We start from the raw sequence: 11,330 nt of genomic DNA, 5'->3' as shown, positions 1-11,330 counted from the left end.
AACTATGGGACAGCAGTGAGCAATTGCTGACCTTTTTGTTCATTAATTTTCTATCGCTTTTTAGATCTGGCTTACCTGCGCCATCGCCGTTTCAATTGCCTGCTGTTTCGCAGCATCGCCCATATTGACGCCTTCAGCACGAATCACGTGCACATCAGTTACGCCAGTAAAGTTAAATACAGTTTTCAGGAAAGCTTCCTGGAAATCGACTGGGCTTTGTTCGCCATAAACGCCACCACGGCTACTGGCAATATAGACTTTCTTTTCACCTGCCAGACCCACTGGGCCATTTTCTGTATATTTAAAAGTACGCCCTGCCACACTAATGCGGTCAATCCAGGCTTTTAAGGTAGAAGGTAGGCCGAAGTTATACATAGCGGCCCCAACTACCACGATATCCGCCTGTAAGTACTGCTGTAAAATCTGTTCACCTAAAGCCGCCTGCTCAAGATTCTGACCCATCAAAATTTCAGCAGTTAAATGTGGAATCGGCTGTGCAGCCAAGTCCAGATATTCGAGCTCAACTGCTTCACCATGTTTCTGTTGAAGCTGTCCCACAATAGCTTGAGTCAACTGACGGGAAATAGAGGCATCACCTAAAATACTGGAATCGATCTGTAAAATTTTCATTGCTTAATTTGGTCCGTTCATTGTTCGGGAATAGACATAGCTTAATAAATTTTAAATAATGAAATAATGGGTTTAAATAAAACACTTCATTGCGTATTTAGAACAATAAATTCCCAGCTTAATTTTTCTCCTTTTTTTTAATTTTTGATAAATATTACTGATTATCAATGAATTAATTTTATGTCGTATTTCTGTAAATAATTAAAGCAATATTTTTCCATCTTTTAAAAACTTAGCAATAACAATAAAGGTCAGACCTGTTGTATGAAGCGAATGTCAGCAGTATTACAAAAATTCCAGAATCATCGACTCAAGAAATATCTGATCGAAGATGAAGTAGTGATGAACTGGGGGATTTTGAAAAAGTGTATCCTGATGCTGGCACTTGGCTGTGGCATATATATAAGCTGGCTAAGTTGGGATCTGTTTGTCCTTTCACATCCACAATACTGGCAGCATGTCCATATTGACGTTGTTCGTTCCCAGGTTCACATGAATGGCCTGTTTTTACTGGCGCTGGTTCTTTTGATATATCCCTGTTATAAATTTCAGGGCAATGCGCTTATAGAACAATATTTTCCCTATCTGGCAGTGGGCATCTTTGTGGTTTCCCTGTGTCGGGATGCGTACGTATATCGTAGGCGTGATTAGTTCGGTAGCCACAATTGCCTATGTCTGCCTGATGACGGTAGGACTGGTCCTGTTTCACCGGAGACTGGTCTATAGCATGCTGATTCCGGCCTCACTGTTTCTGGTGACTTGTGCCTATTTAAGCTTTAACCAACAACTGCCTTATTCACCACTCTTTAATATTCAGGACCAGTTTTTCCATAATAGCTTCTGGCTATTATCAATGCTGTATTTTATCCTGCCGATTCTTGCTGTCTGCATGATTTTATTTGAGATTTTACTCAGTCAATGGCGCTATCGTGAACAGCTGATTAACCATCTCAGCCAGATTGATCCCTTGACCAACTTGTTTAATCGCCGCAGCATTAATCAGTGTCTGGATCAGTTAAATAGTAATGCGACTTTTAACTATGCCCTGGTGCTGCTGGATCTGGATCATTTTAAAAAGATCAATGACTACTATGGACATCACAAGGGCGATGAAACACTGGTACAAGTCAGTGCGGTACTGAACCAGCAATTACGTGAAAGTGATGTGGTGGGCCGGTTCGGTGGTGAAGAATTTATTCTGGTCCTGAATAATTCCAGCCTGGAAAAAGCTCAGCAGGTTGCAGAGCGTTGCCGAAGCGCGATCCAGCAACTACAGATTTTTAGTGATGAAGGACAGTTAATTCCGGTGACTGCCAGCTTTGGTATTGCTATTTCAAAACCAGAATTACGCCCGCAGCAACTCCTGAGCCAGGCCGATCAGGCCCTTTATCAGGCCAAAGCCAATGGACGGAATCAGGTGAAATCTTATCTGGAACCTCTAAAAGTTCAACCGGCCTGATATTTTCGGCTTTATTCATTTTAAAGCATGTACCAGAAAAGTTTTAAAGTGAATGTTAGAGTTGTTCTAAACGCTTTAGCTGTGCCAATAACTCTGCTCCACTAAATGCACCTGTCAAACGTAAGCTGCGAATCTCCTGCTGCTGAGTATCGAGAAATAAATAGGTCGGTGGTCCCAGAATTTCCCATCGGTTAAGTAAAGTCTGATGCGTAGCATCATACTGACTAAGATCGAGCTTGATCAGAAAATAAGGGGCTAAGGCCTGCTGAACAGCAGCTGCCTTTAATACTTTATGTTCAATCGGCTGACAGGCCACACACCAATCAGCATAGACATCAATAATGACCTTCTGCCCTTTCGGTACTGTAGCCAGTAACTGTTCAAATTCAGTAGCTGTTTTTGCTATATGCCAACTCGCCTGTTGTTGGGCAGTTTCAACAAAAAAGCGCTGACTATGTTGATACTGACTATATGTAATATAAGGCACGGCGATAGCCAAACAGATGATATAAAGCCAGCGCAGTCCGGTATTTTTCCAGAATAATCGTGCCAGAACATAGGCAACAAAGCTTAAGCCCAAGCCTAGCGACAACCACTGCAATGCAGCTTCTGAAATCAACGGACGAATAAAATACAACGCCAGAGCCAGCATGATGAAAGCAAAGAGTACTTTTACCTGATTCATCCAGTGCCCGGCTCGGGGCAGGATGCGTGCTCCCATAATACTGGCCAGCAGCAACGGAGTGCCCATACCGAAACCCAACGTAAACAACAACACTGCGCCTTGCCATTGGTTCTGGGTCTGGGAAATAAACAGTAATGCACCAGCTAATGGTGCCGTCATACAAGGCCCGACCAGCAAGGCAGAAACAGATCCCATAACCGCAGCGCTGACCAGAGTTCCCCCTTGCTGCATCGCCTGAACCCGGTCCAGACGCTGTGTCAGACGCTGTGGCATTTTAATTTCAAACAGGCCAAACAGGTTGAGGGCAAATACCACAAATAGTGCACTAAATGCCATGAGGGTGGCAGGTTGCTGTAACCAGCGCTGAAAGTTGAGTCCGGCTGAAGACGCGATCAAGCCCAGTCCCGCATAGACTGTGGCCATACTGCTTACAAAGCTTAGGGCAATCATCCAAGCCTTGATGCCTTTGCTATCACGAACAATCAGTGAAGTCAGAATTGGCAGCATCGGCAAAGAGCATGGCGTAAATGCCAGCAAAATGCCCAAGCCAAAAAACAATAGTAATCCATAAGCTAGCGAACTTTCAGCGAGACGTGCAGACCATTGCTGATCTTGTGCCGAGTCGCTGCTGGATCGTGTAGAAATGACTTCGACGATTTTGCTGTCTGTATTTCCTGATTCTAGATCATCAGCAGAATTTGCCATAATCCGGTTGTGTTGCGAGGAAGAGCTGCTTAGATCCAGTAACCTTTTATTACCCGAGCTAGTAGATTCAGATTGCACCAGACCGGATAAGTCAGTCTTGAATTCAATGGTTTGAGGAGGATAACAAAGCCTGTCTTTGGCACAGCCTTGCCAGCTAACCTGATAAGTTTGACCCGCCTGTGTCGGAATCTGAACTTTTAATTGCTGATAATAAACCTGGGTATGACCATAGTTTTCATCATATAGATCTTCAGCAGGTGGTAATTGCAAGGTCATCGGCTGACTTCCCTGCTTTAGCTCTACCTTATGCTGATAAAGATAATAGTTTTGCGGAATTTCCCAGCTAAGTTCAGCCTGTTGCTGAGTGACTGAACTGATACTCAGAGGGAAAGCCTGCTCAGGCGAAAGCAAAGGTGCTTCTGCCTGAGCAATATTGCTAAGCAACACTGTGCCCAATAAGACTGGAGAAAATACTTTTCTCCCGATCTTAAACCGTAGTACTTTGGTCATATCGAAATAAGAGCAGCTTAGAATAGGAACGATACGCCCAAGCCTGAGAAGTAACCTTTATTCTGACCTTCCAGATCCACCCCGACACTGGCATCAAGCTGTACCTGATCATTCAATGCATACATAACGCCAGTGCCTAGCGCATATTCATTATCCTGACTTTCGGCTTTGCGATAAATCAGTTCTGAATAACCTGACCAGCGATCAGCAATCTGATAGCCTAAAGTCGGAATCGCAGTAATCGCCCAGTTGCTATCCTGCCATTCATAACGCATGGTCAGTGCAGTATTCACCAAATCATTATATTGATAAGCAACTGCTGAGCTCAGACTGTAAATATCTTCTTCATTGCTAAAATTAGCATTACCTGTAGCAATAATGGCTTCAGCCATCAGCGCCATACTGAGTTTTTCATCATCCAGATCAATGGCTTTTTTCAGGCCAATACTGACATCGCCTAGACCGTCATCCTCTTCAGTCTGGCCATTAAACTTGGTTTGTGACCAAGCCGGACCGGCCCAGCCTAAACGTAATTCCAGATCATCAGTCAAACCGGTACGCAACAAGACGTCGGCACTTAAAGTGGTTTTTTTCAGCTTGCTTCCATCCTCAGTCGCTTCACTATAAGAGAAACTCGGTAAACCCTGTTCCCAAGCTAACTGACCCACTGGAACTGTACTGGTGCCCAGACCTTCACCTGGTCGGTCAAACTCTACCGCTGCACAAAGCTGTGCACTCACACCCATCAGTGCCATCAAACCCAATATTCTTAAAGTTGTCTTCATCTTGCTGGAGCTCTTTCTTAAAATTTAATGTAATTCCTTGGTCATTTTTGCGCCATGACTACGCAATAATTCTAGGGTCTGTTTTTCTTCTTCCAGTGCTTCTGCCCAGTTAATTTCATCAAAATCACAATCAAAGAATAAATCACTAATCGATGACAGGATGGTTAAACCTTCTTCATCCTTGCTGTTTGGATTGACTTTTTCTTCTAATAGGCGCTGCACTGCAGGTACACAGGCTGCACTGGCCGCATCCCAAAGCGGGCCATAAACCTCTTCAGCATCCCAGAGATGCAAATTGACTTTGGCCTGAATCAGCGCTTCCAGAATCTGTAAATGTACATCCAGACGTTGCTGTTTTTCTTCGGCAGTTAATGGATTACCCGCTTCATAAGCTTCGCACACTTCTTCCCACCATTTGAACAGACCATCCGACCAGATGGAAATGACTGGACCTTTTTCCAGATCAATAAAATTCGGGTTAAGTCCATCTGCCAAAAGCTGTTTGACCTGACCCAGATTAAGTTCTTCGAGTGCTTGCACAAAAAGCTGTTGTTGCGCAGTTAACATGATGGAGCTCACTTCAAATTCGTTTTTCACTATTATGCCGAATAAAGCAGGATTTGTTTTGTTCTCATTCGTTTATTTTATCTAAAATTGAAAAAAGCCCCGTAGGGCCTTTTTCATCTGCGAATTATTTATTGTTCTAGATCTGTACCTGTATCTTCTTCCGCAAGTTTTAGCGGAGCGCTACGTACGTTATCTTTTTTCTCAATCACATGTTCCAGACTGCGCTTTAAACGGTCAATAGCACCATGAATGGCAGTATCAACATTATGACCATGATGGTTCACGACAATTGGCTTCAAGCCGGCAGGACGTGCTTCGATCATGCAGCGAATATCGTCATCGCCTCCTTTGGCGGCATTTTCATCGCTAAGATGCACTGAGAAATGGGTAATACGCTCACTGTGGCGCTGGAATTCCTGATTTAATTCGGTACGAACGTAAGTAATTAGACGATCACTATTGCGAATGTTCTTATCGGTACGGAGTTCAATGTTCATAAAATACCATCCTCAAATCATTTTAACTTTTTAGTGCAGAATTTTTATCTTGGCACGTGTATAGCTTGCTGTTTTATATTGCATTTCACATCTTCAAATCACTTTGGATAAAACCCTCCAGATTGAATGATGAACACATTTTTGAGTCTGCAGAACCGTGTTCCTATACTTCGAATATCGGTCCTCTGTTGAAAATATGCAAGTGATATTTTGATTTTTTTAGCAAAAGGACAACCGATCGTGACAACTACTTACCGGATCATGATTGACCTTTCAGATTTGGGACAATCGAAATACTATTCACATGACTTTCCCAAAATTAAAGCAGTCTTTGCCCTGTTCATAGAGGATCTATGTCTTTACTTTAACCAGCTTCAAAATTGAGTCTCTATTCTTAAAATTAATTTAAATATAAAGAATTAACTTCATTTAAATATCCTATAAACCTTCTTCTCCCAATATCTCAAATTATCATCAGCTCAAGACGATGAAATATTTCTGGCAGCGATCAATTTTGACTTTATTTTTACTTATTAATCTGTATCCTTAAGCTGCTTTCTCGGGGGAGATATTTAAATGAAATTTACACAAATCGCGGCACTTTGTGCATTGGCTTCAACAGCAGCTTTCACTCAGGCAGCAGTTTGGCAAGATTTTAGTTTGTCAGCTTTATATGGTGAAAACTATAAAGCACCATTTGCAGCGGGTAATGAAAAAATTGATCAATCAACCATTACTGCTGAATATGCAGCTGGTTTAAAATATGGTGATATCTTCGCCTTTGCTGACCGTACCAATAATGACTTCGGTAATGAAACTTACTTCGAAGTTGCACCGCGTTTAAGTTTAGGTGCAGTCACTGGTCAAAAGCTTGAACTTGGCCCAATTAAAGACGTACTTATTGCGACTACTTGGGAGGGCAATAGCGGTGCGAGTGACTTTAATAACTACCTATACGGGATCGGTTTTGCACTTGATATTCCATATACTAGCTATGCAAATATTAATTTCTACAAAGCTGACAATGACCTGCAAAAAGATGATTATCAAATGACGATCACTTATGCAGTTCCATTTAAAATTGGTGGCGAAGAATTCCTGGCAGATGCTTTCCTGGACTGGTCAACCGCTGAAGGTCCTGATCACAAAAGCGAATTGAACTGGACTTCACAATACAAATGGAACGTTGGTAAGCATATCTCTCCTGAGACTAAACTTTACCTCGGTATTGAACATTCTATTTGGAATAACAAATTCGGTACTGACGTTGATCAACACGATGTCAGCGCATTGGTTAAATACCACTTCTAAGTTTTTAGAATGAATAAAGCAGGACTTCGGTTCTGCTTTTTTATTGCCTAAATTCAGGTTATGGTTAGATATTCTCTTTCTTTTTTGGCATCTGCTTATGAGCTTTATTATTCGTCCTGCTCAAATTCAAGATCTGGAACATCTACTCCCGATCTACAATGCTGAAATCTTATACGGAACCTCAACCTGGAATAGCACACCAAAGACAATTCAGGATTTTCAGAACATGCTAAGTGAATTAAGTGCTCAGCAATTTCCTTTATTGGTGGCTGAACATTCAGCATCCAAGCAAATTGCAGGTTATGCGGATTATTCTACTTTTCGGCCCATTCAGGGCTTTAAACACACTGTTGAACATTCTGTCTTTCTTCATGCAGATTTTATTGGGCAAGGTCTGGGCAAAGCCCTGATGCTCAAGCTGATTGAACATGCCCAGCAAAATACAATCCATGTTATGGTCGGTGCCATTGACCATGAAAATCAGGCATCGATTGCCTTACATGAGAAATTAGGCTTTAAACAAACCGGTTATATGCCGGAAGTTGGACAGAAATTTGGACAATGGCGCGATCTGGTATTAATGCAACTCAACCTGAACTAAACCAAAATATTTTATTTTTTATGTAAAACTTAATATAAACAGGTCAATAATCTGTTAGAAAAATTGCGGATAGATAAAATTTTCTATTAAAACCAGAATAATGTCAGTTGAGTAAAATTATGAATAAATGGCTTATCTTTATCAGTATTCTCCCTCTGAATAGTTTTAGTTTCGCCAATTCAGACTTTGAAACTGAACTCCGATCCGAATGTGCCAAGGTGAAAAGCTATGCCAACTCGGGAAGAAAATTTTATGATCAGAAACAGTATCAAAATGCGCTAGGACAATTTCAACAGCAAGCTTCCTGGTCTGCCTTTTGTGCAATGCATAGTGAAAATAGCGATGTATCTTTTTCCGAAAATGCCATTAACACTGCTTTTAATAATGTCGGCTTAAGCTATTTTAAATCAGGAAAGCCACAATGGGCACGGGCTTGGTTTTCAGTCTTTCCTCAGGCCAAAAGCAGTCAATTTAATTTAAAACAGCTTCCTCCCCCGCAAAAAACTCAAAACTTGGCTGGCATCTATATACAGCATGCTGGCTTTGGTCACTGGAATACCATTCAAGTCAAACGGATTAAAAATTCTTATCAGATTCATTTTAATGGCTTATATATGGGACTAAATAGCATGATTTATGGTCCAAATATAGGTGAATTTAAAACCACAATGCCTGTTAATAAAAATCAAACGACCTATCGATCAGATGATTGCAAAATTAACCTCAATTTTGCTTTTGATCCTAAACAGGGGCAGCAGGTGATTTTAAAACAGGACAGTGGCAGTTCAGGTTGTGGCTTTGGACATAATGTCTATGCAGATGGGCATTATTTAAAAGTTGAGTCCTAAATGGAGTTGTTAAAAAAGCCCGCGATTGCGGGCTTTTTAATAGGTATTAGCAGCAAATCAGTTTACACAACGATATCTGCCAGATTACCTTTCTGTTCCAACCAGTCTTTACGGTCACTGGCGCGTTTTTTTGCTAGCAGTTTATCCAGTAAACCTGAAGTCAGGTGCACATCATCCAGATCCAGTTGCACCAGACGACGAGTATTTGGATCTAAAGTCGTTTCGCGAAGCTGGCTAGCATTCATTTCACCCAAACCTTTGAATCGGGTGATTTGCGGGTTCTTGCTTTTACATTTCTTCAGGATGTCTTCCAGCTCGTCCTCATCCAGCGCATAGTGCACATCTTTAGCATCATCAATACGGAATAGTGGTGGCATCGCCACAAACAGATGCCCTTCTTCGACCAGAATCGGGAAGTGTTTTACGAACAGCGCACATAACAAAGTCGCAATATGCAAGCCATCCGAGTCGGCATCAGCAAGAATACAGATCTTGCCATAACGCAGTTCAGACAGGTCATCTGAACCTGGATCGACGCCAATCGCGATTGCAATATTATGCACTTCCTGAGAGGCCAGCACTTCATCCGAAGAGACTTCCCAGGTATTTAAAATTTTCCCGCGAATCGGCATAATCGCCTGGAAATTCTTGTCCCGTGCCTGCTTGGCTGAACCACCCGCAGAGTCCCCTTCCACAATAAACAGTTCAGACTGATCCAGATCATGTCCGACGCAATCTGACAATTTCCCAGGTAAAGTTGGACCAGCGACAATTTTCTTACGCTCAACTTTCTTGGCCGCTTTTAGACGACGACCTGCTTTGGAAATCGCCATTTCTGCCAGTTGCATAGCGATGTCTGAATTCTGGTTCAGCCACAGTGCAAACGCATCTTTGGCAATATTCTGTACAATGCCTGAAGCTTCACGGCTGGATAAACGTTCCTTGGTCTGACCAGAGAATTGTGGCTCCTGGAATTTCAGTGACAGGATGTAGTTCACCCCGTCCCAGACATCTTCTGCAGACAGTTTCATATTCCGTGGCAACAGGTTACGCAGTTCGCAGAACTCACGCATGGCATCGGTCACGCCAGAACGTAAGCCATTCACGTGAGTACCACCTTGTGCGGTTGGAATCAGGTTGACGTAGGATTCCTGAATACTTTCTCCACCTTCCACATTCCAGCAGATGGCAAATTCTGCACTGGCACGCTCAGCATCACCTGTCGCCACAAAAGCAGGGACCGGAATGATTTCACGGTCTTCCAGCTCATCCATCAAATAGTCGACCAGACCATTTTCAAACTGCCAGGTGATCTTTTCATCATTGATCTGGTCGATATAGTTAATTTGCAGACCAGCGGCCAATACTGCTTTGGCTTTTAAGTTATGTTTTAAGACTTTAAGTGCAAATTTTGGAGAATCGAAATATTTAGTTTCCGGCCAGAAATGAACAGTTGTCCCTGTGGCACGTTTCGGTGCCTTACCTTCTAACACTTCTAACGGTGCAGTCGGTTCACCATTTTCAAAGGCCATTTTATACAGGTTGCCGTGACGCTGAACTTCAACTTCCACGCGGCTAGAAAGCGCGTTGACGACCGAGATCCCCACCCCGTGCAGACCGCCAGAAAATTGATAATTATCGGTACTGAACTTACCACCGGCATGCAGTTTGGTCAGGATAATTTCAATCCCGCTCTGACCATATTCTGGGTGAATATCGACAGGCATACCACGGCCATTATCTTCAACTGATAATGAACCATCCTTATACACCGTGACCGTGACTTTATTGGCATGCCCCGCGAGTGCCTCATCGACCGCATTATCAATCACTTCCTGCGCCAAGTGGTTTGGACGAGAGGTATCGGTATACATGCCCGGACGACGACGCACCGGATCTAGACCAGATAAAACTTCAAGAGATTGAGCCGTATATTGAGACACGTTATTCGGTTTCCTTTTTTATGCAGTCGGATAAAAACTGTAAGAGCAGCGGAATTTTCTCCGCAAAATCATCCATACCATGGCTGCCATTGGCCTCGGTCATTAGTAGTGCAGGTGGACGAGCTGAACTATAATAGCGATGTGCTTCACGATAATCCAAAACTTCATCGCCTTGTTGTAACAGCACTAATGTTTTGTCTGCATCTTGCGCAGTTGGTAGCGCCATGGCTTCGAGCTGGTCAAGATCTGCGTCATTCAGGCACCAGTTCGGATGAACCTGCAGGGGCAATTCATCGTCATACAGTTCACGAAACAGTTGCCATGGTCGCATTGCCGGATTGATCAGTACAGCCGGCACATGCGCTTGAGCGACCAGATATGTCGCATAGAATCCCCCAAGACTACTGCCGACCAATGCCACCTGATCCATCGACTGGATCAATTTAGAAATCTTCTGAATTGCAGCCATCGGCGGCATGTTCAAATCGGGTAAATGCACCTGAATATCCGGGTACTTGGTACAGTATTGTTCCAATAACTGGCCTTTAATCGAGCTGCTACTACTCTTGAACCCATGCAGGTAAATGATATTCATCGGCAATCAATAAAAAACAAACAAAATGTCAAAATTTAATTTAAAAGTGTGAAATACACTTCATTTTATAACCACTTAACTTAATTGCTTAAATTGTCTGACAAAAAAGCCTTTAATGTTATGCAATTCTCGCTATTTTAAGAGTATTCCGAATAAATTGAGAATCAAGAATACTGAAAAAAGAATTTATACCG

Annotated in this window: 10 protein-coding genes and 1 pseudogene; 4 read left to right on the top strand and 7 right to left on the bottom strand. The window is 42.6% G+C overall.

Going from position 1 to position 11,330, the window contains the following annotated elements:
* Positions 1-60: 60 nt before the first annotated feature.
* Positions 61-630 (bottom strand): FMN-dependent NADH-azoreductase, encoded by a 570-nt coding sequence (locus B3Q46_RS06190; RefSeq protein WP_004781461.1) that lies wholly within the window; start codon positions 628-630, stop codon positions 61-63.
* 264 nt (positions 631-894) lie between these two features.
* Between B3Q46_RS06190 and B3Q46_RS06180 the strand changes: the two are divergent.
* Positions 895-2,089: pseudogene (locus tag B3Q46_RS06180) on the top strand (GGDEF domain-containing protein).
* A 55-nt stretch (positions 2,090-2,144) separates the two neighbouring features.
* Here the strand turns inward: B3Q46_RS06180 and dsbD are convergent.
* The 4 genes from dsbD to B3Q46_RS06160 form a co-directional block, all read right to left on the bottom strand.
* The gene (gene dsbD / locus B3Q46_RS06175; RefSeq protein WP_286713971.1) at positions 2,145-3,989 is read right to left on the bottom strand and encodes a protein-disulfide reductase DsbD; all 1,845 of its coding nucleotides are present in this window, start codon (positions 3,987-3,989) and stop codon (positions 2,145-2,147) included.
* Between the two features lie 17 nt (positions 3,990-4,006).
* The gene (locus tag B3Q46_RS06170) at positions 4,007-4,774 is read right to left on the bottom strand and encodes a transporter (protein WP_414631439.1); all 768 of its coding nucleotides are present in this window, start codon (positions 4,772-4,774) and stop codon (positions 4,007-4,009) included.
* 24 nt (positions 4,775-4,798) lie between these two features.
* Positions 4,799-5,341 (bottom strand): ankyrin repeat domain-containing protein, encoded by a 543-nt coding sequence (locus B3Q46_RS06165; protein ID WP_286713970.1) that lies wholly within the window; start codon positions 5,339-5,341, stop codon positions 4,799-4,801.
* A 128-nt stretch (positions 5,342-5,469) separates the two neighbouring features.
* Positions 5,470-5,838: an HPF/RaiA family ribosome-associated protein gene (locus tag B3Q46_RS06160; RefSeq protein ID WP_286713969.1), complete on the bottom strand. Its 369-nt coding sequence runs from the start codon at positions 5,836-5,838 to the stop codon at positions 5,470-5,472.
* 576 nt (positions 5,839-6,414) lie between these two features.
* Between B3Q46_RS06160 and B3Q46_RS06155 the strand changes: the two genes are divergently transcribed.
* From B3Q46_RS06155 to B3Q46_RS06145, 3 genes are all read left to right on the top strand, one after another.
* Positions 6,415-7,149 (top strand): outer membrane protein OmpK, encoded by a 735-nt coding sequence (locus B3Q46_RS06155; RefSeq protein WP_286713968.1) that lies wholly within the window; start codon positions 6,415-6,417, stop codon positions 7,147-7,149.
* Positions 7,150-7,246: 97 nt separating this feature from the next.
* A complete protein-coding gene (locus tag B3Q46_RS06150; RefSeq protein ID WP_286713967.1) occupies positions 7,247-7,750 on the top strand; it encodes a GNAT family N-acetyltransferase in 504 nt (167 codons plus the stop codon).
* Positions 7,751-7,869: 119 nt separating this feature from the next.
* The gene (locus B3Q46_RS06145) at positions 7,870-8,598 is read left to right on the top strand and encodes a hypothetical protein (RefSeq protein WP_286713966.1); all 729 of its coding nucleotides are present in this window, start codon (positions 7,870-7,872) and stop codon (positions 8,596-8,598) included.
* Positions 8,599-8,660: 62 nt separating this feature from the next.
* Here B3Q46_RS06145 and parE read toward each other — a convergent pair whose 3' ends face one another.
* Together parE and B3Q46_RS06135 are read right to left on the bottom strand one after the other, a co-directional pair.
* Positions 8,661-10,541, bottom strand: coding sequence for a DNA topoisomerase IV subunit B (parE, locus tag B3Q46_RS06140; RefSeq protein WP_286713965.1), 1,881 nt, complete (start codon positions 10,539-10,541; stop codon positions 8,661-8,663).
* A gap of 1 nt (position 10,542) precedes the next feature.
* On the bottom strand, positions 10,543-11,136 hold the full coding sequence (locus B3Q46_RS06135) for a YqiA/YcfP family alpha/beta fold hydrolase (RefSeq protein WP_286713964.1): 594 nt from the start codon (positions 11,134-11,136) through the stop codon (positions 10,543-10,545).
* Between the last annotated feature and the right edge of the window lie 194 nt (positions 11,137-11,330).

Origin of the sequence: Acinetobacter sp. UBA2581 (assembly GCF_002339435.1) — a bacterium.
GTDB lineage: Bacteria > Pseudomonadota > Gammaproteobacteria > Pseudomonadales > Moraxellaceae > Acinetobacter > Acinetobacter variabilis.
This window is presented reverse-complemented; position numbering and strand designations above follow the sequence as displayed.

What these genes read in the sequence shown, in the direction of transcription:
- B3Q46_RS06150 (WP_286713967.1), top strand. Translation starts at nt 7,247, where the DNA reads ATGAGCTTTATTATTCGTCCTGCTCAAATTCAAGATCTGGAACATCTA.
- B3Q46_RS06160 (WP_286713969.1), bottom strand. Translation starts at nt 5,838, where the DNA reads ATGAACATTGAACTCCGTACCGATAAGAACATTCGCAATAGTGATCGT.
- dsbD (WP_286713971.1), bottom strand. Translation starts at nt 3,989, where the DNA reads ATGACCAAAGTACTACGGTTTAAGATCGGGAGAAAAGTATTTTCTCCA.
- B3Q46_RS06170 (WP_414631439.1), bottom strand. Translation starts at nt 4,774, where the DNA reads ATGAAGACAACTTTAAGAATATTGGGTTTGATGGCACTGATGGGTGTG.
- B3Q46_RS06165 (WP_286713970.1), bottom strand. Translation starts at nt 5,341, where the DNA reads ATGTTAACTGCGCAACAACAGCTTTTTGTGCAAGCACTCGAAGAACTT.
- B3Q46_RS06145 (WP_286713966.1), top strand. Translation starts at nt 7,870, where the DNA reads ATGAATAAATGGCTTATCTTTATCAGTATTCTCCCTCTGAATAGTTTT.
- B3Q46_RS06155 (WP_286713968.1), top strand. Translation starts at nt 6,415, where the DNA reads ATGAAATTTACACAAATCGCGGCACTTTGTGCATTGGCTTCAACAGCA.
- B3Q46_RS06190 (WP_004781461.1), bottom strand. Translation starts at nt 630, where the DNA reads ATGAAAATTTTACAGATCGATTCCAGTATTTTAGGTGATGCCTCTATT.
- B3Q46_RS06135 (WP_286713964.1), bottom strand. Translation starts at nt 11,136, where the DNA reads ATGAATATCATTTACCTGCATGGGTTCAAGAGTAGTAGCAGCTCGATT.